Origin of the sequence: Streptomyces sp. T028 (assembly GCF_048159505.1) — a bacterium.
Taxonomy (GTDB): domain Bacteria; phylum Actinomycetota; class Actinomycetes; order Streptomycetales; family Streptomycetaceae; genus Streptomyces.
The window spans coordinates 65244-89474 of sequence record NZ_JBLRVZ010000057.1; the positions used below are offsets into that span (position 1 = coordinate 65244).

The 24231-nt window shown below is 74.3% G+C and carries 15 protein-coding genes; 5 read left to right on the forward strand and 10 right to left on the reverse strand.

Annotation, left to right across the window (positions count from 1 at the left end; all coding sequences use genetic code 11):
• Positions 1-38 precede the first annotated feature (38 nt).
• The 7 genes from ACLZN2_RS42870 to ACLZN2_RS42900 all read right to left on the reverse strand — a co-directional run bounded on the left by ACLZN2_RS42870 (position 39) and on the right by ACLZN2_RS42900 (position 14163).
• Positions 39-1808, reverse strand: a complete 1770-nt coding sequence (locus ACLZN2_RS42870) for a hypothetical protein (RefSeq protein WP_416985200.1) — start codon at positions 1806-1808, stop codon at positions 39-41.
• Positions 1805-5377, reverse strand: coding sequence for a vWA domain-containing protein (locus tag ACLZN2_RS42875; protein ID WP_416985370.1), 3573 nt, complete (start codon positions 5375-5377; stop codon positions 1805-1807). The genes ACLZN2_RS42870 and ACLZN2_RS42875 overlap by 4 nt, the downstream gene beginning before the upstream one ends.
• A gap of 362 nt (positions 5378-5739) precedes the next feature.
• Positions 5740-6909, reverse strand: coding sequence for an AAA family ATPase (locus ACLZN2_RS42880; protein ID WP_416985371.1), 1170 nt, complete (start codon positions 6907-6909; stop codon positions 5740-5742).
• A 74-nt stretch (positions 6910-6983) separates the two neighbouring features.
• Complete coding sequence (locus tag ACLZN2_RS42885) at positions 6984-12017, reverse strand: hypothetical protein (protein ID WP_416985201.1); 5034 nt, start codon at positions 12015-12017, stop codon at positions 6984-6986.
• Positions 12014-12868 (reverse strand): DUF4132 domain-containing protein, encoded by an 855-nt coding sequence (locus ACLZN2_RS42890; protein ID WP_416985202.1) that lies wholly within the window; start codon positions 12866-12868, stop codon positions 12014-12016. The genes ACLZN2_RS42885 and ACLZN2_RS42890 overlap by 4 nt, the downstream gene beginning before the upstream one ends.
• A gap of 380 nt (positions 12869-13248) precedes the next feature.
• Positions 13249-13638, reverse strand: a complete 390-nt coding sequence (locus tag ACLZN2_RS42895; protein WP_416985203.1) for a cold-shock protein — start codon at positions 13636-13638, stop codon at positions 13249-13251.
• 132 nt (positions 13639-13770) lie between these two features.
• A complete protein-coding gene (locus ACLZN2_RS42900; RefSeq protein ID WP_416985204.1) occupies positions 13771-14163 on the reverse strand; it encodes a DUF5997 family protein in 393 nt (130 codons plus the stop codon).
• Positions 14164-14221: 58 nt separating this feature from the next.
• Between ACLZN2_RS42900 and ACLZN2_RS42905 the strand changes: the two genes are divergently transcribed.
• Positions 14222-14974 carry a LysR family substrate-binding domain-containing protein gene (locus tag ACLZN2_RS42905; protein WP_416985205.1) on the forward strand — a complete coding sequence of 251 codons (753 nt, stop codon included), beginning with the start codon at positions 14222-14224 and terminating at the stop codon, positions 14972-14974.
• Between the two features lie 38 nt (positions 14975-15012).
• Here the strand turns inward: ACLZN2_RS42905 and ACLZN2_RS42910 are convergent, their stop codons facing one another.
• The 3 genes from ACLZN2_RS42910 to ACLZN2_RS42920 form a co-directional block, all read right to left on the reverse strand.
• Positions 15013-17817: a beta-L-arabinofuranosidase domain-containing protein gene (locus ACLZN2_RS42910; RefSeq protein WP_416985206.1), complete on the reverse strand. Its 2805-nt coding sequence runs from the start codon at positions 17815-17817 to the stop codon at positions 15013-15015.
• 151 nt (positions 17818-17968) lie between these two features.
• Entirely contained in the window at positions 17969-18445 is a 477-nt protein-coding gene (locus ACLZN2_RS42915) for an Lrp/AsnC family transcriptional regulator (protein ID WP_416985207.1), read from the reverse strand.
• A gap of 74 nt (positions 18446-18519) precedes the next feature.
• Positions 18520-19665 carry a CapA family protein gene (locus ACLZN2_RS42920; protein WP_416985208.1) on the reverse strand — a complete coding sequence of 382 codons (1146 nt, stop codon included), beginning with the start codon at positions 19663-19665 and terminating at the stop codon, positions 18520-18522.
• Positions 19666-19746: 81 nt separating this feature from the next.
• Between ACLZN2_RS42920 and ACLZN2_RS42925 the strand changes: the two genes are divergently transcribed.
• The 4 genes from ACLZN2_RS42925 (at position 19747) to ACLZN2_RS42940 (ending at position 23966) form a co-directional block, all read left to right on the forward strand.
• On the forward strand, positions 19747-20418 hold the full coding sequence (locus ACLZN2_RS42925; RefSeq protein WP_416985372.1) for a dienelactone hydrolase family protein: 672 nt from the start codon (positions 19747-19749) through the stop codon (positions 20416-20418).
• Positions 20419-20445: 27 nt separating this feature from the next.
• Positions 20446-21096 (forward strand): phosphoribosyltransferase, encoded by a 651-nt coding sequence (locus ACLZN2_RS42930; RefSeq protein ID WP_416985209.1) that lies wholly within the window; start codon positions 20446-20448, stop codon positions 21094-21096.
• 187 nt (positions 21097-21283) lie between these two features.
• The gene (locus ACLZN2_RS42935; protein WP_416985210.1) at positions 21284-22777 is read left to right on the forward strand and encodes an FUSC family protein; all 1494 of its coding nucleotides are present in this window, start codon (positions 21284-21286) and stop codon (positions 22775-22777) included.
• Positions 22778-22922: 145 nt separating this feature from the next.
• Positions 22923-23966, forward strand: a complete 1044-nt coding sequence (locus ACLZN2_RS42940) for a lactonase family protein (protein WP_416985211.1) — start codon at positions 22923-22925, stop codon at positions 23964-23966.
• Positions 23967-24231: the final 265 nt, after the last annotated feature.

The following is a 24231-nucleotide window of genomic DNA, read 5'->3' on the forward strand; positions in this document are numbered from 1 at the left end:
TCGAGGTCAGATCCTGTCCTAAAGAGCCGCGTGTCAGCTCAAGCCTGCGACCCCGTCCGTGTACCCCACGCCGTCGCGCACAGCCCCCGCTCCACCGCGCCCGTGTAGCAGGCGGCCGCCAGCCAGGCCCGGGCGAAGCGGGGGGTGTCGGTCGGGAGGAGCCGGCCGAACGCGTCACGGGTGCGGTCCGCCGCCGTGGCGTGCAGTTCGTCGAGCACGGCCGCTCCGGTGGCGAAGCCGGTACGGCGCAGCCGGGCCGGGTCGCCCGCCGCGCCGCCCGGGAAGGCCAGCACCCGGCGGCCCCCGGACACGGCCTGGTGCACCCGGCGGCGCAGCAGGTGGAGCGGGGCCTCGTCCGGCACGGGAGCGGCGCCGGGCGGCGCGGCCGACGCGGGCAGATCGGCACGCTGGAGGCGGTCCAGACCGAGGTCGACCCGGACGCCCGGCTGGGACGGATGCTCGGCGGCCAGCAGCAGGGCGCGGGGGAGCGGTCCTGGGGCCAGCCGGGCGACGATCCGGAGCCGGCTGCCGCGCGCCGCCGCCAGCAGACGGAGGTTCTCCCGGTGGGGGAGCGCCGGATCGTCGTGCGCCGCGGCCAGCCTGAGCGCGAGCCCGTCGCAGTCGGCCAGCAGACAGTCACCCGCCGCCTCCCGGACCGTGCCGACGAGCGTGACGTCGAGGAAGAGCAGGTCGTGGGGGCCATCTCCGAGGGCACGGGCCACCTGTTCGGCGACGGGCACCGCCCACAGCCGCTCCAGTGGCTCCCCGCGCCAGTCCGCGCCGGACGCGCGGACCGCCCGCACCCCCGCTCCGGCGCCCAGCCGTCCCGTCGGCGACACGGTCGCGCCGGACACGGCGAGCCCCGCGCGCGACAGCTCGCGATGCGTCAGGGCCGTGTCGCCGATCCGTACGGTCCGGTCGGCGGCGCCGGTGGCCCGGCCGGCACCGCCCGGGGCCACGTCGGAGACGGTGTACAGACGGCCCTCCGCGTCCGCCGTCCAGGTGACCGCCCCCGCGTACCCGGTCGCCGTCAGCACGGGCTCGGAGAACAGCCCGTACAGCCGCAGCGAACCGTCCGGGGTGTACGGCTGCCGTACCGTGCCGCGCAGCTCCACCAGCTCGGCACCCGCCGCGTGCGGCAGCCGGTGTGCCACGCCCAGCACCGTACGCAGCGCCTCCACGAGGTCGGGCAGCCGGTAGGCCGGGTCCGCGGAGCGGGCCGCGCGCACCCCGGTCACCACCGTGACCGCCGCGGCGGCGGCCCGGGGGAGCCCGGCGAGCCGCGCGGTGTGCGCGGCCCGCAGCAACTCGGCCTGGAGCGCGGCACCGGCTCCGTCCGTACCGGCCTCAAGGACAGCGGCTGCCGCCGCGAAGACAGCGTGGGCGGCGGTGAGTTGGCCGGGCGAGGGGGTTTCGTCCTCCGGCTGTGTCCGTGGTTCCGGGCTCGCTGCCGGGGTCTGCGGCGTCTGCGCCTGGCTGTCCTCGGCCACCCCTGTCGGAGTCGCCTGAATGTCCTGCGCCACCGGCGCCGCCGATACCGCCGCCGCCCGGTGCAGACAGTCCGGGGCGAGCAGACAACCGCAGCGGACCGCGTCCGCGCTGGTCACCGCACCGCCGGGGGCGTGCAGTTCGAGGTCGGTGTCGTCGTCGATCGCGATGCGTACGGTGTCGCCGTCGCGGACGACGGGACGTGCCGCCAGCTTGGCCACGCCCGCGTCCAGCCGCTTGCGCAGCCGGGGCGACAGCGCCTCGACGAGTTCGGCGGTCACGGACGGGGCGACCGGAGGCAGCTCCGGACTCGTGCTCATGCGATCTTCTCCCCTACCCAGCGGGCGAGTTCGAGCGGACTGAGGGCGGCCACGGGCATACCCGCCGAGACGAGCTGACCCGCGACACCCGTGGAGTAGCGCGGCCGGCCGGTGTCGTCGAGGCTCGCGCACCCCAGTACCTGACAGCCGGCCCCGACCAGGGCCCGGACCTCGGCGAGCAGCCCGCCGAGCGGATAGCCCTCCTCGAAGTCGCTGATCACCACGACGAGCGTGCGCGAGGGCACGGTCACCAGCTCGCGCGCGTGCCGCAGCCCCGCCGCGATGTGCGTGCCACCGCCGACGCTCACCTCCAGGAGCAGCGACAGCGGGTCCTCGACATGCCCGGTGAGATCCATGACCTCCGTGGAGAAGGCCAGGAAGTGCGTGGACAGGGTCGGCACCCCGGCCAGCACCGAGGCCGTCAGCGCGGCCCACACCGTGGAGGCCTCCATGGACCCCGACACGTCCGTGACCAGGATCAGCCGCCAGTCGGCGGCCCGGCGCGCCCGCGTACGGAACACCGGGTGCTCGGGGATGACCTGAACCGTGCCGTCCGGGCCGCGCCGGGCCGTCGCCAGGTTGGCCCGCAGCGTGCGGGGCAGGTCCAGTCCACCGCCCGGCCGCCGGCTGGGCCGGGGCAGGACCGTACCGTGCAGGGCGGGCCGCAGCCGGGTGGCCAGCTCCCGGGTGAGCGCGTCGACCAGCCGCCTGACGAGCGGACGCAGCGCGGCCAGCCGGGCCTCGGGCAGCCCGCCCGCATGGCTCAGCACGGTGCGCAGCAGGTCGACCGAGGGCCGCACGCTGTCCGCGTCCAGCTCTGTCATCACGTCCTTGCGGCCCTCCGCCGCGGCCGCCGCCAGCACCTCCTCCCGGATGCCCGGACCGAACAGCGCCGCCAGCTCCTCGGACCACTCCCGCACCCCGGGATACGGCACCTCCCGGCCGCCCCCGGCCCCCGCACCCGTGAGATCACCCCGGCTGCCCTCGCCGCGCCCGCTGCCGTACAGCTCGTCGAGCGCGGTCGCGAGCGGCGCGGCGGACGCGGACAGCCGCTCCTTGCGCCGGCCCAGCACGAGCCGCCAGCGGTCGGCGGGGGCCAGCTGCCGCTCCTCGGCCTCGGCTTCCACCTGGGGAACCAGGGCCTCCCCGGTGACCTCCTCCGCCGTGCCGGCCCCCGGCGAGGGCAGCAGTCCGAGGGAGCGCAGGGCGGCGTGCGCCGCGAGGTCGGCCTGGGTCCAGGCGGCCAGCGCGGCCGGGTCCACCCCGCCCGTGTCGGCCACCCGATCGATGCCGAGGCGCTCCTCCACGGCCGACAGGAGCCGGTCCCGGGCCGCCGGGCTCAGCGTGTCGAAGCCGCCCCGCAGCGCCGGAAGCCGGTCCAGGAACGCACGGTCGGACAGCTCCGACACCCGGTCGAGCAGCGGCTCCAGGGTGTCGGCCGCCGCCTCCAGCAACGGTCCCGCCGCCGTCAGCAGCCCGGTCAGCCGGGCGGCCAGCGCGGAGCGCGCGTCGGGGTCCACGGCACCGTCGACCCACGAGGCCACCCGGTCCCCGAACGCCCGCGCGGCCTCCTGCCCGAGCAGTACCCGTACGGCTCCGGCGGCGCCGCGCATCAGCGGCGAACCGTCGGCGGCCAGGCGGGCGAGGGCGTCGGTGAGCCGGATCCCGCCCAGCAGGTCCGCGCGATGGGCGAGTTCGAGCAGGGCGTGCGCGTCGGCCGGATCCTCGGAACCGGTCAGCCCGTCCACCTGCCGCACCGCCGCCGACGTCAGCAGCTCCGCGACGGCGGCCGCCCGCGCCGTACGGTCGTCGTCGGCGCCCAGTCCGGCGACATGCCCGGAGCGGACCCTGTCCAACAGGGCCAGACCGGCGAGGAGTTCGGGCAGTGTGCCGGACTGCGGCAGGGTCTCGGCGAGGTCGTCGAGCCGTTCGTCCGCCAGCGCGGGCAGACCGCACTCCGCCGCCCGCGCCAGCCCCTCCAGCACCTGCGCGCCCGTCGACCCGCCCTCGTCCCGCTCCGCGCGCCGCCGCTCCCGCAGCACCCCCTCGGCGGCCTGGGCGGCGGTCACCCCGCGCACCCCGGCAGCGGTCAGCATGGCCGCGGTCGCCGGTGTCCAGCGCACCTCCCAGCGCGAGGTCAGCGCCTCGGCACCGCCCGCCCCGGCGACGTCCTTCGCCTCCCCGTACGGGACCCCGCACACCGTCAGCCGGCGCAGCAGCAGCTCACGGCGGCGGTCCAGGTCGGACCGCAGCGGGTCGAGGCGCAGATCCCTGGCGGCCGTGCCCGCACCGCTCTCCGGCCCGGGCAGGCCCAGCTCCGCAACCTCGGCCTCCACCGCCGGGGCGAGACCGCTGCGCGGCGCCCCCGGTGCCGGACGCCCGGTGCGGGTGCCGACCAGCACCCGCTCCATCGCCCGCGCCACGGCCCGGCCCCGCCCGTACGGCTCGCCCTGCGCGAGCACCGTCTGCACCGCCTCGACCAGCTCACCCCGGCCCGCCGCCGGAAGCCCGCGCAACCGGGCCAGATCCGAGGCGAGCCGGGTGATCTCCCGGGCGTCGGCGGGCCCGGACGGATGCCCGAGCTCCCGCAGCTCCGCGCACACCCGCACGGCCGCCCGCGTCAACGCCTCCTCCAGCGCGGCGGGCTCCCCGGCCGACCGCAGCACCATGTCCTGCCACTCCGGGTCCCGGATCCCGGCCGGATACCCGGAGCGCTCGTCCAGGAGGGCGTAGGTGTACGGGATCAGCGAGGTGGTCCAGGAGTTGCTGTCGGCGTCGGAGACCTCGGCCTCCTCCGCGTCGTGCGACCGCGTCAGCGCGGGCGCGTGGAAGGCGCCGACGACCACGGCGGCCCGCTGCCCGCCCGCGGTGGCCTCGGCGATCCGGGCCCGCATCCACCGCTCCCGCCGCAGGTCCAGCTCCGGCACCCCGCCCGCGGCGGCCGCGTCCTCGCGCAGCGCCCACCCCGTCAGCAGCGCCGCCCGGCGCAGCGCCTCCGGCGGGGAGCCCGGCGCGGTGGCCTCGACGAGCCGGTCCCACAGATCGTCCCCGGGACGACCCGTCAGCCGCAACCGCAGCGCGGAGGTGAGCCCGAGGGACTCCCCGGACGCCGTGTCCGCGCGCCCCTCGCCCCACGCCCGGTGCGCGAGCGGCAGATCGCAGGCGACCACCGGTATGCCGTGCCGGGCCGCCCACCGCACGGCCGCCAGTTCGGGCGAGAAGTCCGCGAACGGATAGAAGGCCGGCCCGGACAGACCCCGTCCGCCCGACGGCGCGGCGGCGAGCGCGACCGGGGCCCGCGTCTCCTCGTGCCCGAGCCACGGCAGCCACTCCTGCATCTCGGCCGGCAGCTCGACGAGCACCACGTCCGGCTTCGCCGCGTCGAGCAGCGCGGGCACGGCCGCCGCGAGGGACGGCGCGTGGTGCCGCACGCCGATGAGACAGGGCGCGGCCGGATCGGTGAGCGCGGCGAGAGCTTGGCCGGGCACGGCGTGGGCCCCCAGGGACGCGCCGGGCCCGCCCGCCTCGGTTGCGGCGACAGGGCTCTTGGGTGAGCTGGGCGTGCGCATCTTGGCTGTGGTGATCGACCCCTGTGGTGAGTTGGGCTCGCTGGCCTTGGCTTGGGCGATAGGGCTCTTGGGTGAGCTGGGGCCGCTTTCCTTGGCTGTGGTGATCGACCCCTGTGGTGAGTTGGGCTCGTCGGCCTTGGCTTGGGCGATAGGGCTCTTGGGTGAGCTGGGGCCGCCTTTCTCGGCTGTGGTGATCGACCCCTGTGGTGAGTTGGGCTCGTCGGCCTTGGCTTGGTCGACAGGGCCCTCGGGTGAGCCGGGCCCGCCGGCGTCGGCTGCGGCGGTCGCGCCCTGTGGTGAGCCGGGAACGCCCGGCTCGGCCGTGGTGTCGGGGGCGACCCCGTGGGAGAGCGACACGGCCGTCAGCCCTCCAGGACCGTGCGCAGGTCCCACAGCGTCCGCCAGGTGGCGGAGCCCTGTTCGGCGCGGCGCCGCACGGGACCGTCCCAGTAGCCGCGCAGCCGGGCCGCGTCGGCCGGGTCGTCCTTGCGGACCACGCCGAGCAGATGCCCCGGCAGCAGGCCGAGCACGTCACGGTCCCCCGGGAAGTAGGCCGCGGCGAGCCCCAGCGCGCCCGCGACGGACACGGCCTCCGCCGTGCTCATCACCGTGGACGGCCGCTCCACCTCCCAGCCCTCCGCCGACCGGCCCTCCCGCAGGTCGCGGAAGGCGGTGACGAGGGCCTCCAGCACCGCGTCGTCGACCTGGAAGGGTGCCCCGGCCCGCTCCACGGAGGCCCGCGCCTGGCTGCGCACCAGCGCGGTCTCCGCGTCGAGGTCCGGGATCGGGCCGACCGTCTCGAAGTTGAAGCGGCGCTTGAGGGCCGCGGACATCTCGGAGACGCCCTTGTCCCGCAGGTTGGCGGTGGCGATCAGGTTGAAGCCGGGTGCCGAGTGCGCCAACGCGTCCTCGGTGCCCGCCAGTTCGGGCACCGCGATCCGCCGCTCCGACAGCAGCGACACCAGCGAGTCCTGGACCTCCGGCAGACAGCGGGTGACCTCCTCGACCCGGGCGATGCCGCCCCGGCGCATGGCGGTCAGCACCGGCGAGGGCATTAGCGCCTGTCGGCTGGGTCCCTGCGCCAGCAACAGGGCGTAGTTCCAGCCGTACTTGAGCTGGTCCTCGGTGGTGCCCGCGGTGCCCTGCACGACCAGGCCGCTGGTTCCGCACACGGCGGCCGACAGCAGCTCGGACAGCATGGACTTGGCGGTGCCGGGCTCGCCGACGAGCAGCAGACCGCGCTCCCCGGCGAGGGTGACGACACACCGCTCGACCAGGGCCCGGTCGCCGACGAACTTGCCCTCGACGACCAGCCGGCGCGGCACCCCCTCGGGCGCCTCGGCGCCGTCGGGCAGCTTCAGGGCCCGGCCGTCGCTGCCCATGACGAAGGTGACGACCGCGCGGGGCGTGAGCCGCCAGGCGGGCGGACGCGGACCGTCGTCGTACGCGGCGAGGAAGGCCAGTTCGCCGGCGTACCGCTCCTCGGGCGGGACGATCTGGCGGGCGGTCTCGGGGGACAGGGTGGTGGTCATCGCGGTGCGTTCTTCCAGGTGGGACGGGACGGTGGCCGGGGGCGGCGGCCCTTGCGGGCGACGCGGGACGGTGGTCATCGGCGGCGGCCCCTGCGGGTGGCGCGGGTGGTGAGCTCCTCGTACGCCGGGGCGTCGCCCGTGCGCACACGGTCCCAGGCACGCTCGTACAGCTCGGGAACCGGCAGCAGCGGGACGGCACGCCCGTAGCCGCCGAGCGGGTAGAGGCCCCGCTTCCAGATCTCCACCGGCAGCGCACCCCTCGACTTCAGCTCAAGCCAGCCGCACGGCAGGAACAGGGTGCGTCCGGCGCGCGACCGCTTGGCCTCCACGACCAGGTCGGTCGCCGCGAGTTCCGCGCGCGCCTTCTTCGTCCGGGCAGGCTTCCAGCCGGTCCAGCGGGCGCAGTTGCGGTCCGTCGGGTCGGGCAGGGTGAGCAGCATCAGATACAGCGCCGCGGCGTCCGTACCGAGGCCGTGCCGCTCGGCGACCTCGGCCACCAGGCCGGGCACGCTGAGGGCCGGGTCCTGCGCGTGGCCCACGGGCCCCTCGGGACCGGTGCCGGCCGCTAGGGCACGGGTGAGGTCGTCGTCGAGGAGCGTGCGCAGGGCCCACATGCCGTGGCCGCGCCCCGGTCCGACGATCCCTTCGAGGAGTCCGAACACCGGGTCGTCGGAGCGGGTGAGCGCACCGGTTCGCACCAGCACGGTCTCCTGCTCCCCGTACCAGGGGCGCAGCACGAGTGCCTCGCCCGCGCGCGTCAGCCCGTCCTTGCCTGCGCCGCCGGTGGCGGGCATCCCGTACGCCTTGCGCAGTTCGACGGCGGTCGGCTCGGCGTTGGATGTCCACGCCAGTTCCAGGTCGAGCAGCAGCCCAGGGTCGGCGATCCGGCGGCGCAGCGCCGCGAGGCTCTCCGGCAGCGCGGCCCGCAGCGGGTGCCCGTACGGCAGCGTGTAGGCGAGGCCGGCGAGGGAGTGCACGGCCTGCGTGAGGTGGTAACGGCCGGGCAGCGCCTGCGGGTCCTCCGCGACCAGGTTGCCGTCCTTGTCGGGCCGCTGCACGGTGGTGCGGCTGATCCAGGGGGTGCGCTCCGGGTTGAGGATCGCGTGGACCGAGTCGAGGGGCAGGAACGCGGCGGAGAGCTCGGCGGCGAGATCCTCGGGCAGCCGGACGACATCGCCCAGGAACCGCTTCCAGATCCGGCCCACCGCCTCCGTGTCCGGTCCGGTGGTCCACAGGTCGGCGGGTTTCTCGGGCAGCAGGGCGCCGACCATCGGCTTCCAGTCGCCCGGCTCCAGCGAGTTCAGCAGGGTGTCGCCGAGCTCCTTCTGACGGGGCTTCAGCCCGGTCGTCGCGACCGCCTCGTCGGTGAGCTGCGAGGGCCGGCCCGCGAGCAGCAGGGCCGCCTGCACGGGCCCCAGCCCGCCCCCGGTGGCGGTGATGAGCGCGGTCTGCGCCTCCGGCTGCCAGGGGGCGGGGCCCTTGTCCCTGACGAGCCGGGTGACGGCGGCGAGCGCCTCGGCGGGGTACACCGCCGGATGCGCGTGCTCCCGCTCCAGGGTGAAGTGGGCGATCGCACCGCGGTCGTCGGCCGGGCCGTGGTCCAGGGCCAGCCAGTGCATCCGGCCGCGCTCGTCGACGTTGCGGGAGGTGAGGACGACGACCGTACGGTCCCCCCGGCGCAGCACCTGGCCGGCGCGCTGCTGCTTGTCGTGGGGCTCGCTCAGCACGACCTGGCGCAGCGACATGCCCGGGGTGGCCAGCGGTCCCTCCACGATCGCCTCGAACAGCAGGAGCAGCGCCGCACGGTGCGTCTCGGTCGTCGCCGGGGACGTCGCCCGGTAGGCGAGCGGACGCAGGGTGTCCAGGACGGACTGCCACTGCGCGCCGTCGCCGGGGACGGTGAACTCGTCACTGCTCCATCCGTCGCCGGCACCGGTGTCCCGCAGGGCCTTGGGCAGCGGCCTGCCGTCGGCGGGCTTCCCGGACAGCACGTGGTTCACGGCGCGGATCTGCCGCAGCGTGGTCCACCGCGGGGCGCCGCCCCACCAGCCGTGCAGCCCCTCCAGGCCGCTCATCGCCTCGCGCAGCATGGTGTCGTCGCCGTATTCGGGGCTGTAGTCGGCGAACATGCCCTCGGTGCGGCGGGGATCCTGCTTCGGCCGCTCGGCCGGAGGCGCCACGTACGCCGCCGTCGACTCGTCGAACTGCAGCGCCGCCCGCACCAGCGCCGTCACACCGGTGACGAGCCGCTCGTCGCCCAGCCCGGGCAGGGCGGCGGAGACGACCTCCCGCAGCACCTCGGTGGCTGTCGGGACGACGGCCTTGACGTCGGACGTGCCGTCGACCGCCCCGGCCGCCGCGATCCTCGCCAGCCGCTCCGCCAGTGCCTCGGCGCCGGCCCGCATCACCTCGGCCACCCGCTCGTCGGTCAGCGTGCGCAGCACGGCCGACGCCCGCTCGTCGCGCGGACGCAGCGCGTGCCAGAACTCGACCGGCGGGACGAACCGGGTACCGGCGGCGAACTCGCTGCCGCGTGCCATCGGCGTCACCCGCCCCAGCTCACCGGCGGCGGACGTGTCGTCGCCCGCGAACACCGCGACCTGCCGGTGCTGCTGCACGACGACGGGCTCGGCGCCTCCCGGCAGCCGCAGCGCGCCGAGCGGAACGCCCGAAGCCCCGCCGTCGTGCGGCACGGCGACGGTCCGGCCGTCCGGCGTGCCGACGACCGTACGGGCCTCGGCGCCCTCGCCCTCGGTGCGCACCCAGCGGCCGAGGACCGTGCCGTCGGTGCCGAACGGGCTGTGCTCCAGTCCGGGCTGCAGCGGCAGCACCTCGCAGTGCTGCTGCATCAGCGAGGCGTCCTCCCGGACACCGCTGTGCAGGAACGAGGGCAGCGAGGCACGCCCGTGCGCGCCGGTGGCCGGGTCGTACTCCAGCCATACCTGCTGCCGGCCCTGCCGCCCCTGACGCCAGTACGAGGTGCCGTCGCCCAGGATCCGGCGGCGCGGCGGCAGCACGGTGTCGCCGGCGTGCAGGGTGCGCCCACCGGTGGCCCGGCCCCCGCCGGGCAGCGGGACCGAGGCCTCGCCCGCGTCGCCGCCGCCGTACCAGTAGTGCGGGATCTGCTCGCCGCCGAGCGGGAACACATCGGCCGCTCGGGCGGACCAGTAGCCGACCTGCTTGCCGTCCTGCCGCCACATCACCAGCAGCTCGCCGTCCGTGTAGCGGAACGACGGACGGTTCCACTGGCCCAGGTCCACGGGCAGCCGCAGGTCGTGCTCCAGCAGGATCTCCTCGGGGCCGACGACGAACACCTTGTGGCCCCGGGAGACGATCAGCGCGGGCCAGGCCTCCTGGACGGTCACCGCGTCGTCCTGGTCGCGCCGGGGCTTGGTCTCGGCGTCGATCCGGCGCAGCGCCTCCTCGAACGCGGGCCAGCCCAGCTCGTCCAGGAGACCGGCGCGCAGGGTGTGCCCGAGCAGCGGCGCGGCCTCGTGAGCGGCGACCCGCGCCACGGCGTCCGGGGCCACCTCGGCGGCCACGCCCCGGAAGGGCCGCATCCGCTCCAGCGCGGTGCGCGCGGCGGGCAGGCCGACGGCGGCCGTCAGTTCCCCGGCCGCGTCCCGCAGCCACTCGCGCAGGACGTCGCTGAGCACGGGGTGGGTGGCTATGCCCTTGAGCAGCGCGGCCTCCGGGCGGTTGCCGCTCTGGGTGCCGATCTCGGTGTACAGCAGACGCCGGAAGCGGCTGTCCGCCGCCGTCGCCGTCAGATCGCGCCGGCCTGGCCGGGTCTGGCTCAGCCAGCGCTGCAGACCGAGGTACACGACCTCGCCCCCGGGGGGCGGCGTCAGCGGAACGCCCTCGGCCAGGCACAGGTCGAGCAGGTCGAGGTCGGCACCGGCGTGCCAGCGCCCCGTGACGACGTCGACGGACCGGCCCTGGGCGCGCAGCCGGGGGGCCATCCTCGCCACGAGCGCGAGGGTGGCCGGGGAACGGTCGCAGATGTTGCCGCCGTGCTTGCGGTGCAGGGCCCAGCGGGTCAGCCAGTCCGCCGCGTCGACCTCGCCCGTCCCGCCCGCCTCGCCGGCCTCGGCACCGGACTCACCGGTGAGCAGCAGATCCGCCCCGCACTCCGTGAGCAGCGCCAGCCAGAACTCGTCGTCCTCGACGGACCGGCCGAGGCCCGCCGGCATGATCTCCAGCAGCCTGCGGCGTACCTCCGGCTGCCGCTCGGCGAGCACGACGAGTGTCGCCCGGTAGGAGTTCCAGAAGGACGCCGGGGCCCGCACGGCCGCGGGCGAGGCGAGCAGGTCGCCGACCAGCGCGCACTCCTCGGCGACCCGGTCGAGCCCCGCCGCCCTGATCAGCCCGCGCGCGTCCTGCGGCAGCGACGCGTACGGCGGCATGCCGGCCGCGCAGCGCTCCACCGTCAGCTGCCGGAACTGCGCCCACGCGTCGGCCGGGCTGAGCCGCGCGGCCAGCGCCTTGACATGCTCCTTGAGCGCCTTCACCGTCAGCGCGCCCGCGAAGGCGAACTCCAGGAACACGGCACGCTGCCGCTCCTCGTCCACGGTCAGCGCGTGCACCCGCTCGGCGTCACGGGCCTTGCCGAAGAACGCGGCGGCGTACGTCGTGTTCTCGTGCTGCAGGAAGACCCGCGCGGCCTGCTCGTAGAACGTCGGCAGGAAGTGCGGCACGGCCCGGCCGAGCCGGGTGCCCAGCTCCTCGAAGCCCTCCTTGGCGGTGCCGGGCCGGGACTTGGCCTGCCGCGCGAGCCGCTCGATGTCCCTGACCAGCGCGAGTGCGTGGTGACCGTTCGCCGGGTCGTTGACCAGCGCCCAGGCCGGGAAGCCGAGGGTCTCCCGGCGTACCTGCCCCACCTCGGGGACCTCCGCGTCCCGCACCAGACCGAGGAAGTCCAGGGCGAGGTCCTCCGCCTCGCCGAGGGTGCCCGGCACCAGCCGTACGATCCGCCTCTCGTCCAGCACGGGATGGCCGTACGTGCGCACGGTGAGCGTGTCGGCGTCCTCGCGGGCCGTGCTGCCCCGGGGCAGGACCGCCCCCGCGTCGAGCAGCGTGCCCGCGGTGTTCTCGTCGTAGGTCGTCATGCCGCCCGCTCCTCGTCCTCGATGTCGCGTCCCGCGTACAGCGCGGCCGCCATCCGCATCCCCTCCGACCAGGCCACCGGCCCCACCTGACCGAGCTTCAGCACCCGGCCCGCGGGATCGGTGAACGTCAGGGGGCCGGTCTCGGACTCCTCGTAGCTCTCGTAGTCGCCCACCCACACCCGCGCCTCGACCGTGCGCCCGTCCTCCAGGACGGAGTGGACGGCGTTGCCGCCGCGCACGCGGTAGCCGAGCTGGGTCACCCGGCCGTGCAGGAACCGCTGCTCCTTGAACGACCCGCCCGCGTACTCCTCGACCGAGGTGCCCTCGGCGTCGAGCGTCGCGGGCCGATCCCACACCTCGCGGAAGAGCTGCTGGGCGCGCTGCTCCACACCGAGTTCGACGGCGAACTCCCGCAGTTCCTCCAGGTCGTCGAGGAGGACCGGGTGCGGCAGACGGACCAGGTCGGGGGTGATGCGCACGGTGTCGCCGTCGAGGTCGACCAGGCCGAGGCCGCGCTCGGGGTCGGCGTCCCGCAGGAAACCGGCCACCTCTCCGCCGGGACCGGTGACCACCAGGTCACGCAGCGCGGCCTGCCAGGCGGGGTCGGGCCACACACGGGCGACGACCTCGAACGGCACCGGCAGCGAGCGCACCATCCACCGCTCCACATCGGTCAGACACTGCCGCTCGTGCCGCTCCAGCCACTCGACGAGCTGGCGCAGCCCCACCACCGCCGGATCGTCGGAGATCTTCGGCGGCACCGACTTCAGCAACCGCCCCGCCGCATTGCGGCACACCACCTTGCCGTCGTCGAGGGCGACCTCGTAGTCGCCGGCCGACACCCACCCCATACGTGCCTCCCGCACCCGCGTTGATCAAGTGACGGGAACTGTAGAACAAGCCACTGACAACGGGGCCCGACAGAAGCCGATCTGACGGCGGAGCAGATGCTGACCTGGTATTTTGCGTCCGGTCTCCCGCCAGGCCGGGGTCTGAGGGGGCCGCGCGAACGAACTCCCGTGGCCGGGAACGATCAGTGCGGGGAAAAAGAGGCGACAACTGCAGTCGCGGCGGTGCGCAGGGAGACGCCGAGGTCTCCGCGCGCACCGCCGCGACCGGTGGATCAGCCCTTGCGGGCGGTGGATCAGCCCTCGACCCAGCCGTGGTTCTTCGCGAACNGCCCCCCCCCCCCCCCCCCGCGACCGGTGGATCAGCCCTTGCGGGCGGTGGATCAGCCCTCGACCCAGCCGTGGTTCTTCGCGAACTGCGCCAGTCCGGCCCTCACCTGGAGGATCTGCTCCCCGGTGAGCGAGGGCGCCGAGCTCAGCAGGGCCTCGGTGACGTCCCGGACGAACTCCTCGGTGCTGAGCACATCGCACAGCACGTCGTCGTCGGCAGCGAGCGGCTTGCCGTCCGCGCCCCGCGCGAGCCGCACCCCGGATGCCTTGGGGCCGCGCTCACCGTCCTCGATCTCGAACTCCACGACGATGCCCCGCCGCACCTGCGACTCCGGCATCAGCATGTCGTTGACGTGCAGGAAGACATCCTCCCCACCGTCGTCGGGCGCGATGAACCCGTAGCCCCGCTGACTGTCGAAGCGCACCACACGACCAGCAACCATCCCAACCCCCAGCAACCTCGAAACACCCACTTCGGTGAACCTGCCCAGATGGTAGTCAAACCGACCGCCCCAGGCGACTCCCGGGGCTCATCGCGCGCGGCGCACCTCGCTGAGCAGCGGAAACCTCGCCGGTCAGTCCTCGGTGGCGGCGCGCTCAGCGTCGCGCTTCCTGAGGCGGGCCGCCTCCTTGCGGACCTCGGCCTGGGTGGCGCGCTCCTTCTCCAGCCACTCCGGCCCCGCGTCCTTGAGCGCGTCGATCTGCTCGGTGGTGAGCGCCTCCGACACGCCGCCCCGGGCCAGCCCCGCGATGGACACGCCCAGCTTCGCCGCGACCACCGGACGGGGATGCGGGCCGTTCTCGCGCAGCGTCCGCAGCCATTCCGGCGGGTTCGCCTGGAGCTCGTTCAGCTCGGTGCGCGAGACGACGCCCTCCTGGAACTCGGCGGGCGTGGCGGGGAGGTACACACCCAGCTTCTTCGCCGCGGTGGCGGGCTTCATCGTCTGGGCGGTCTGCTGCGACTTCATACGGTCCAGGGTATCGGCCGCCGGGGAGACCTCCGACCACAGCCGGTAACCTGGCGGAATGACCGACCAGGCGGATTCCCCTTCGTTCCGGCTCGCGTACGTCCCCGGAGTGACGCCCGCCAAGTGGGTGCGGATCTGGGAGGAGCGCCTGCCCGACACCCCCCTCACCCTCCTCCAGGTGTCCCCGGCCGAGGCCTTTGACGTCTTGCGTGACGGCACCGCCGACGCGGCCTTCGTCCGCCTGCCCGTCGACCGTACGGTGTTCAGCGCGATCCCCCTCTACACCGAGACGACGGTCGTCGTGGTCCCCAAGGACCATGTGATCACCGCCGCCGAGGAGATCACCCTGGACGATCTGGCCGACGAGGTGGTCATCCACCCGCTCGACGACGTTCTCGGCTGGGAGGAGCTGCCCGGCGAGCCGGCCTTCGAGCGCCCCGCGACCACGGCGGACGCGATCGAGCTGGTCGCGGCGGGCATCGGCGTCCTGGTCGTGCCCCAGTCCCTGGCCCGCCTCCACCACCGCCGCGACCTCACCTACCGCACGGTCCTGGACGCCCCGCAGTCCGGGGTGGCGCTGTCCTGGCCCGAGGAGGCGACCACCGACCTGGTCGAGGACTTCATCGGCATCGTGCGGGGCCGCACGGTCAACAGCACCCGGGGGCGGGCCCAGCAGGCCCCGGCGAAGCAGCGGGAGCCCCGGAAGGCGCAGTCGGGTGACGCGTCCCGCAAGAGCGCCGGACGCACCGGGCAGAAGGGCGGCGGCGCCCGGCGCGGAACCGGCGGCGGGAAGCCCCGCCGCCGGTCGTAGGGGTCGTCGGGTCGCAGCGGGCGTAGCGGCCCGCCCGCTCAGGCCTCGTAACTCGCCGCGTTCGCGGTGCTCACCACCTGCTCCCCGTCCGTCGACGCGAGCAGCCCGGCGGTCACCCACGCGTCCACGACCGTCCGCACCCGGGCGACCAGCGCCGTCTTGGAGGCGAACGGCGCCGCCGCCCACACCTCGTCGAGCAGGGTGGTGCCGTCGGACTTCGCGGGGTTGGCGACCCCGGAGTCGACGGTGCCGAAGACCACCTTCGGCTCCGAGCGCCGGAAGTAGGCGTGCGTCGGATCCCCGGTCCCCTCGTGGAAGGGGGCCAACTCGGTGCCGTTCAGCGTGTAATGGAGGGACGTGCCGCTCACGGGGGTCAGCGTGGGCAGCAGGTCGCCGGAGAGGGCCGCGTTCGCGTACAACCCGAACTGCAGGTAGCTGGTCGAGGAGTTGCGGGCGACCAGGTTGACCGGGCCGTAGAAGAGCGTCTGCAACGAGGCGTCGTCCAGGGCCTTCTCGACGCGCAGCCGGAACGGGACGGTGACACGGACGACGTCACCGGAGGTCCATGTGCGGGAGACGGTGAAGTAGCTGCCGGCGACCGGAGTGCCGCTCACCGCGCTGCCGTTGACCGTCACCTGGAAGCCGGCGGTCGCCCAGGACGGCACCCGCAGTTTGAGCCCGAAGGCGGCGCTGCTCCCGCCGAAGGTGAGCGTCGTGCCCTGCTCCGCCGGGTAGTCGGTGGTCTGGGTGACCGTGACACCCTTCTCCGCCCAGGCCAGCGTGGACGGGCTGTAGAGGTTGACGTACAGCGCGCTGCCGTCGGCGGCCTTGAAGTACACCGAGTCCTGGTACTTGGTGGCGCTCTCCATGCCGGTGCCCTCGCAGCAGGTCGTGCCCTGCTTGGGGGTGTAGTCGCGGACATGGCCGGGGGTGAGCCCGATGAAGTACGTGACGAGCGGCTTCTCCGCGTCGGCGGTGTCCTGCTTGGAGCCGAGGACCTGGTTGTACAGCGCCCGCTCGTAGTAGTCCATGTAGGCCGGGGTCTGCTCGTGGAAGAACAGGGTCCGGCTCAGTTTCAGCAGGTTGTACGCGCAGCACGTCTCCGCGTTCGTGGCGCTGATCGTGCCCGCGACGCTGTCCCGAGCCTTCCAGAACTCGCCGGTGCTGGTGCCGCCGATGCCGTACATGCGGTGCGGTACGACCATGCCCCAGAAGTTCTTCGCGGCGGTCAGGTAGCGAGCCTCGCCCGTCGCGTCGTACAGCCTGAGCAGTCCGGTGAAGATCGGGATGTGCTGGTTGGCGTGCAGTCCGTCGAGCGTGTCGGTGTTCGCGGCGCACGCGTCGATCAGCGAGTCGAGGTCGAACAGCTTGGCCAGCGCGAGGTGTTCGGCCTTCCCGGTGAACGCGTACAGATCGACGATCGCCTCGACGATGCCCCCGAATTCTCCACTGGAGAACAGCCCCCACATCCGCTGCAGCGTCGCCTCCGTCAGCACCGACAGCCGGGAGTGCATCCAGTCGCCCATGCCGGACGCGAGATCGAGGGCACGGGCGTCGTCGGTGGCGATGTAGGCGTCCAGCAGACCGCGAAGGATCTTGTGCGCGGTGTAGTACGGCGCCCAGACCTTGGTGTAGTCGCTGCTGGTCATCGACTCCAGCAGGATGAACTGGGTCTCCGGGTACGCCGCGAGGAAGCCCTGGTGGCTGGGCCCGCCCCAGGTGCGCTTCAGGGTGGCGGTCAGGCCCCGCCCGGAGGAGTCGGCGAAGGTGCCGCCGCCGGTGGCGAAGAAGTAGTAGGACGCGAGGTTGCCGAGTCCGGGCGAGGAGAGCTTGGCCTCGTTGGTCTGCAGCGAGGTGATCTCGGCCTGGGTGAGCGCCCGCGACCACACGTTGAACTCGTCGTAGCAGCCGGCGTAGAGGGGGTCGCCGGAGTAGTTCGAGCGGCCCAGCCAGTTGTTGGTGAGTGTGCCCAGGGTCGCCGGGGTGACGGTCATCGCGGTGTTCGTGGCGACGGCCGTGCCGTTGACGTACAGGGTGCCGGTGGTGCCCGTGAGGGTCACCGCCAGATGGCTCCACTGGTTCAGCGGCAGCGCGGCCGTGCCGTTGAGGCCCTGCTCGCCGCCGGCGCCGCTCGTGGTGAGGGCGAACCGGGGCACGCCGCTCGCGTTGCGGGTGGCCAGGTACATGTACCGGGTGGTGTTGTTGCCGAAGTCGAAGACCCGCTGCCAGTTGGCGTCGTGGGTGGGCTTGACCCACACCGACAGCGTGATCGCGGAGGCGCCGTTCAGCACTGTGGCGGGCAGGTCGACGTACTGGCTGGAGCCGCGTACGAGTTCGACGGCGCCGCCCCATCTGCCGGTGACGGCGAGCATCTTCGGGTCCGTGCGCAGGGCGGCGCGGACGTCGGTCAGCGCACCGACCATGGTCGCGATCCGGTCCGCGAACACCTGCTCGCCGGTGCTCGCGTACGCCTGCGACAGCATGGTCAGGAAGTGCCCGGTGTAGTGCCCGCGCAGATTGCCGTTGGCCTCGCCGTCGAGCCCCTCCCAGCCGCCCGGCGCGACCGCGCCCAGCGTGGAGAGCCCGGCGTTGGCCCGGAAGACCTGGAGCAGGCGGTTGACGTCGTAGCCGCGGGCGTGATCGAGCATCAGCTTCCGCTTGGTGGCGAAGATCCCGGTGCCGAGGGCCACGTCCTTGAGCGCGAAGGGCTGCAGCGCCCAGGAGGCCGGCGGCGGCAGCGTGGCCGCCGAGGCCGCGGGGGCCACCGCCGCACCGACGCCCGGGACGGCGGCGGCGAGGACCGCGCTCTGGAGGAGGGTCCTTCTGCTGAGGGGAGGTGCCATGTACTGCTCCTCTGATCCACAGGGGATGTGTTCCCAGGGGTGTTGTTCCCCGGGTGTTCGATATTGCGAACGGTGTGCGGATGATCGACCAGACGTTAGAAGGGGGACGGGAGAGCGTCAACGGGTTGGACGGGACGGAAAGTTGCGGGCGTCAGTTCCGGGCCGCGCGGCCGACCGACTCCACCAGCGGCAGCAGTCGGTGCGGCACACGTTCGCGCAGGGCGACCTCGGTACGGGTGCGGACCACCCCGGGGAGGCTGATCAGCTTCTGGATCACGTCCTCGAGATGCGCGTTGTCCCGTGCCACGACCCGGGTGAGCAGGTCGCCGCCGCCGGTGATCGAGAAGGCCTCGACGATCTCCGGTACGGCGGCCAGCGCATCGCCCACGTCGTCGAGATGGCCCTGGGTGACCTCGATGTGCACGAACGCGAGCACCGGATGCCCGAGCGCGGCGGGGGAGAGCGACGGCCCGGTACCGGTGATCACACCGTCCCGCTCCAGCCGGTCCAGACGCGCCTGGAGGGTGCCGCGTGCGACGCCGAGGATCCGGGCGTACTCCCGCACGCTGGTGCGCGGCTGTTCGAGGAGCAGCCGCAGGATGCGGGTGTCGAGCTCGTCGACGGCCATGGTGCCCGGCCTCCTCGTGCCTCCGCGCGCGGGACTGATCGTCGCCGACAGTACCAATGGCCCGGCCGAACGGCTCACGAGCCCGCCGTCGGCCGATGCGCGAAGGCCGGGCGCGCCACCGTGAGCGTGCCGTCGGGGGCCTCGGTGACCCGGACGCCGGGGCTGATCCGGTCCAGCGTCGTGCGCAGCCAGGCGCGGTCCGCGTCGGACGCGGGCTCCAGGCGCATACGGCGGGCCCACAGGGGCACCATGCTCAGCCCCACCAGCCTGCCCGTGTCCGCCGCGAGCCGTACGAGCCAGGCGATCCGAAGGTCGTCGCGGTACTCCGCGTACCCGGAGATGCCCTCGTAGTCGTCGATGAAGTCGCCGCAGCCGTGCAGGACCAGGTGATCGCGGTAGACCTCGACGGGGCGCGGATGGTGGGAGGAGTGCCCGTGGACGAGGTCGACACCGCCGTCGACCAGGGCACGTGCGAACCGGATCTGGTCGCGGGGCGCGCGGTACCCCCAGTTGGAGCCCCAGTGCACCGACACCACCGCGAGATCGCCCGCACGCTTGGCCCGGCGCACATGCCGGACCACCGCGGCGGCCGTCGCCGCCGACAGTTCGGGCAGGTAGGCGACCCCGGCGACCCCGCCCGCGGTCGCGCTCGCCGCCCAGTCGGGCGGGATCCCGCTGGACCGCGCCCCCAGCGCGAACACGAGCACCCGGCCACCGCCCGGGACCGCCACCGCGGCGGGCGCGTAGGCCTCGTCGGGACCGCGTCCCGCCCCCGCCGTCCGAAGACCCGCACCGGCCAGGGAGTCGAGCGTCTCCAGCAGACCCGGGCGGCCGAAGTCCAGCACATGATTGTTGGCCAGCACACAGACGTCGGGCCGGGCCACCGTCAGAGCGGGCAGGTTGGCCGGATGCATCCGGTAGTGGATCGCCTTGCCGGGCGCGAACGCGTCACAGCGCGTGACGGACGTCTCCAGGTTCACCACCCGCACGTCCGGGCCGGTCTCCTCCAGCACCCGCAGCGCCTCACCCCACGGCCAGGAAGCGGCCACGGGCGCCGGCACCGGCCCGTTCACCGACTCCGCCAGCCGGACGTACTCGCGGGCGTCCGTGACCCAGTCCTCCCGCAGCCGGGGACTGCCCGGACGCGCCAGGATCTGGTCGACGCCGCGCCCGAGCATCACATCGCCACACAGGAACAGCGTCACCGTGCCGCCGCCCACGCCCCCACCGTAACCCCGGTTGGCCGGCGCCATTCTGGATACACGGAACCCGAGAACAACCCGAAGAAGAAGATGACGGTGATGATCTCCCAGCTGGTCCGCGTCCCCGTCGACGGCGCGGCGCTCACCGGTGACCTCCTCGTACCGACCCATGCCCGGGCCGTCGTGCTGTTCGCCCACGGCAGCGGCAGTTCCCGCCACAGCCCGCGCAACCGCATGGTCGCCGCCGAACTGCGCACCGCAGGCCTCGGCACCCTGCTGATGGACCTGCTCACCGAGGACGAGGACCGCGAGGACGCGTGGACCGGCGTGCACCGTTTCGACATCCCGCTGCTGGGGCGGCGTGTGGTCGCCGTCGTCGACTGGCTGGCCGCACAGCACGACACCGAGGCGCTCCCCGTCATCCTGTTCGGCGCCAGCACCGGCGCCGCGGCGGCTCTGGTGGCCGCCGCCGAGCGGCCCGACCGGGTGCTGACCGTGATCTCCCGCGGCGGGCGGCCCGACCTGGCCGAGGCCGCCCTGGACGGCGTACGCGCGTCGGTCCTGCTCGTCGTGGGCGGCCGGGACCCGGAGGTCCTGCGGCTGAACCAGGAGGCGGCCCGGCTGCTGCGGGGGCCGTGCGCCCTCCACGTCGTACCGGGCGCCACTCATCTCTTCGAGGAGCCCGGCACGCTGGAGCAGGTCGCCGGGACGGCGAAGCAGTGGTGCGACGACCGGCTGCGGTCGGTACCGCTGGAGGGGGAGGGGGGCTGACCGGAAAGGAAGGAAGTGGCGGTCGCCATGCAGTTCCGTGACCGCGGCCAGGCCGGACGCGAACTCGCCGGCGTGCTGCGGACCCGGCAGGAGAAGGGCGAGCTGCCCGACCCCGTCGTCCTCGCCCTGCCCCGGGGCGGAGTCGCCGTGGCCGAGGAGGTCGCCCGGGCCCTCGACGCGCCGCTCGACGTACTCGTCGTACGGAAGATCGGCGCGCCGTTCCAGCGGGAACTCGGCGTCGGCGCCCTCGTCGGCGGCGCCGACCCGCTCTTCGACGAGGACGCCCTGCGCAGACTGGGCGTCACCGAGCGCGACCTCGCCCCGGTGGTGGAGCGGGAGCGCGCCGAACTCCAGCGCCGTGAGCTGCTCTACCGCGAGGGCCGTCCCGCCCCCGACCTGCGCGGACGTACCGCGATCGTGGTCGACGACGGCCTCGCGACCGGCGCCACCGCCCGCGCCGCACTGCGCTCCCTGCGGCGCGCGGCGCCCCACCGCACCGTCCTGGCGGTGCCGGTCGGCTCCCCGGAGGCGGTCGGCCTGCTGCGGCCCGAGGCGGACGACGTGATCTGCCTGTACCAGCCGGCCGCCTTCATGGCCGTGGGCCTCTGGTACGACGACTTCGACCAACTCACCGACGCCGATGTGCTGCGCGCCCTGCGCACGGCGGCCGACCGGTGAACCGGCACCGCGGTGGTCCGTTGGCACCTTGCCGGCGGACCGAGAGGAGCTTCTACTGAACCATTGGCTCGGTGATCCCGACGCCGGTTGAACCACCTGCCGCCCAGATGTTCCCATGGAGGCGTCAATGGCGCTGCGGACCCCGCGGCGCCTTTTTCGTGCGAGCGTCCGGCAAGGGTGGGAAACAGTGCTCAAGACGGTGTTCACGGCTGCGGACCCGGGGCGTACGCGGCTGCGGTTCGCCGCGCGGGCCGTCCTGGGGATCGGCCTGGCCGTCGTGGTGTGCGGCCTCGCCGGGCACGCGCTCCCCGGTGTCGTCACGGGCGGGCTCGCGGCCCTGCTCGCGCTGTTCACCGTCGCCGACGCCGATGTACGCGGCCAGGCGGTCACCACCGCGCTGCTGCCCGCCGTGGGCCTGCCCGTCCTGGCCGCGGCGGCCGTCCTGCACGACCATCCCGTGGCCCGCGACCTCACGTTCCTCGCCGTCATCGGCGTGGGCGTGTACGCCCGCCGCTGGGGGCCGCGCGGGCACAGCCTCGGCGTCTTCGCGTTCATGATGTTCTTCGTCGCCCAGTTCCTGCACGCGACGACCGGACAGCTCCCCGAGCTGTCCGCCTGCGTCGCCCTGTCCCTGCTCAGCGCGGCGGCGGTGCGCTTCGGGGTGTGGTGCTACGAGCGCCGTACGCCCCCGGCACCGGTGCCCGCCCCGCCGGGCGGCCGGGGCATGGCCCGCGTCACCACCCGCCAGGCCGTCCAGGCCACCGCCGGCGCCGGCTTCGCCCTCGTCCTGGGCCAGCTCGTCTCCGGACAGCGCTGGTACTGGGCCGTCGGCGCCACCTGGTGGATCTTCGTCAACACCGCCTCGCGCGGCGAGACCCTCGTCCGCGGCTTCCGCCGGGTCCTCGGCACGGTGATCGGCATCGGACTCGGACTTCTGGTCGCGGTCCCCGTGAACGGCGCCCCGGCCCTCACCGCCGCCCTGGTCGCCGTCTCGGTCTTCGGCATCTTCTACACGGCCGCCGCGTCCTATACGTGGATGATGCTCTGGGTGACCCTGCTCGCCGAACTCCTCTACGGCCTTCTCGGCGTCCTCACCCCCGGGCTGCTGGCGCTGCGGCTGGCCGAGACCGGGGTGGGCGCGCTCGGCGCCGCGCTGGCCGTGCTGTTCGTCCTGCCGGTCACCACCCACACGATCACCGACGCCTGGATCCAGCGCGCCCTGCGCTGTGTGCACGCCTGCACCGCCGAGGCCGCCGCACGCCTCGCGGGCGACCCGGGGGCCGACCCCGCCGGACGCGTCGCCGAACTGGAGCAGCTTCTCGGCCGGGTGCGGGCGGCCGTCGCGCCGCTGGTGCACCCCCTGAACCCGATGCTCGGCCGCAAGCGGCGCGCCCGCCGGGTGCTGGCCCTGCTGGACGCCTGCGCCCGTGAGAGCCGCGGTCTGGCCGCCGTCGCCGCCGACCCCGAGGCCTCGCACGACGCCCGCCTCGCCGCGGCCTGCCGGCGTGTCCAGGCGGCCGTGGAGGCTCTCACCGACGGCGAGTCCGCCACCGCCGCCCCTGTCGAACGGCCGCCCGTCACCGAGCCCGCGCTGGCGCACCTCCACGGCCTGGAGCACGCCCTGGCGGAACTCGCGCAGCCGCTGCGGACGCCGTCGGGATCGCTGTTGGTCGGCGCGTGACGTCCGCGTGACGTCCGCGTGACGTCCAGCTCACGGCGTCCGGCGTGACGCTGCCGGGACGTTTCGGCGCGGGTCTGGTCTAGACCTGCGCTGATCAACTGCTACCGTCACCCCGAACAGCAGCGACCGAGAGGGGACAGCGGTGGTGGCAGACCTCGGCGGACGGACCCGGCGGGCGTTCATCGGCTCGTTCACGGCGGCCGGAGGGCCCGGTATCGTGACCGCCGCCGTGGACCCGGACAGCGGCGCGCTCACCGCCCTGAGCAGCCTCGACGGGCTCCCCGACCCCTCCTACCTGGCCCTGTCGGCCGACGGCGGCACGCTGTACGCGGTCAGCGAGACGACCGAGGGCGCGGTGGCCGCGTACCGCGTCACGGGTGACGTACCGGAGGCGGCCGGGGCGCCCGTGCCGGTCGGCGGCAGCGGCCCCACCCACCTCGCCGTGTTCGACGGGCACGTCCTGACCGCCAACTACGGCTCCGGCAGCGTCACCGCCGTCCCGGTCCGCGCGGACGGCAGCCTCGCCCGCACCGCCTCCGGGGTCCTCCATCACACCGGCTCCGGCCCGCACACCCGCCGTCAGCAGGGCCCGCACGCCCATCAGGTCCAGGCCGACCCCAGTGGGCGCTGGGCGGTCAGCGTGGACCTCGGGACGGACTCGGTGCGGGTGTGCGCCCTGCGCGACGGCACGCCCGTCCTGCACCGCGAGCACGCCCTGCGCCCCGGCTCCGGACCGCGCCACCTCGCCTTCCACCCGGACGGCTCGTACGCCTACGTCGTCAACGAACTCACCCCGACCGTCACGGTGTGCCGCTGGGACGCCCTCGACGGCTCCCTGAAGCCCCTGGCGGAGGTGGCGGTGCTGCCCGGCTCCCCGGACGGGGACGCCTATCCCTCGGGCATCGCCGTCGCGCCCGACGGACGGTTCGTGTGGACCGCCACCCGCGGCGAGGACGTGCTGTCCGTGTTCGCCGTCGAGGGGGAGGGTGACGGGCTCCGGCCGACCGGCACGGTCCCCTGCGCCGGCCACTGGCCGAGAGACCTGGCCGTCTCCGCCTGCGGCAAGTTCCTGTACGTCGCCAACGAGCGCTCCGGCGACGTCACCTGGTTCACCCTCGGCCCCGAAGGCTTCCCCAGCCCCACCGGCTCCCTCCCGCTCCCGGCCGCCTCCTGCGTGGTCCTCGGCTGAGAGCCTGTGTCATATCCCCGGCCGGGCGCGCGACGCCTGGCATGCGCCCCCGGCTTCGCTCGCGCGGGGGCACCCCCATCGAGGGCGCTCCGGCGCCTTGCGATCGCACGCCCCAGACGCCGCGCGCTGATCCGGCCGGGGATATGACACAGGCTCTGACCCGCGGCCATCATCGGCGCCGACCGCCCGCACCCCGGGTACGGCGAAGGGCCCGTTCCTCAGCCGGAGCGGGCCCTTTCGCGGTGTGCGGCGTCCTTGACGGTCG

Coding starts and splice junctions, on each gene's coding strand:
- ACLZN2_RS42895 (WP_416985203.1), bottom strand. CDS start 13,638: ATGGTTGCTGGTCGTGTGGTGCGCTTCGACAGTCAGCGGGGCTACGGG.
- ACLZN2_RS42885 (WP_416985201.1), bottom strand. CDS start 12,017: ATGACGACCTACGACGAGAACACCGCGGGCACGCTGCTCGACGCGGGG.
- ACLZN2_RS42870 (WP_416985200.1), bottom strand. CDS start 1,808: ATGAGCACGAGTCCGGAGCTGCCTCCGGTCGCCCCGTCCGTGACCGCC.
- ACLZN2_RS42890 (WP_416985202.1), bottom strand. CDS start 12,868: ATGGGGTGGGTGTCGGCCGGCGACTACGAGGTCGCCCTCGACGACGGC.
- ACLZN2_RS42875 (WP_416985370.1), bottom strand. CDS start 5,377: ATGCGCACGCCCAGCTCACCCAAGAGCCCTGTCGCCGCAACCGAGGCG.
- ACLZN2_RS42925 (WP_416985372.1), top strand. CDS start 19,747: ATGATCTCCCAGCTGGTCCGCGTCCCCGTCGACGGCGCGGCGCTCACC.
- ACLZN2_RS42915 (WP_416985207.1), bottom strand. CDS start 18,445: ATGGCCGTCGACGAGCTCGACACCCGCATCCTGCGGCTGCTCCTCGAA.
- ACLZN2_RS42930 (WP_416985209.1), top strand. CDS start 20,446: ATGCAGTTCCGTGACCGCGGCCAGGCCGGACGCGAACTCGCCGGCGTG.
- ACLZN2_RS42880 (WP_416985371.1), bottom strand. CDS start 6,909: ATGACCACCACCCTGTCCCCCGAGACCGCCCGCCAGATCGTCCCGCCC.
- ACLZN2_RS42905 (WP_416985205.1), top strand. CDS start 14,222: ATGACCGACCAGGCGGATTCCCCTTCGTTCCGGCTCGCGTACGTCCCC.
- ACLZN2_RS42910 (WP_416985206.1), bottom strand. CDS start 17,817: ATGGCACCTCCCCTCAGCAGAAGGACCCTCCTCCAGAGCGCGGTCCTC.
- ACLZN2_RS42900 (WP_416985204.1), bottom strand. CDS start 14,163: ATGAAGTCGCAGCAGACCGCCCAGACGATGAAGCCCGCCACCGCGGCG.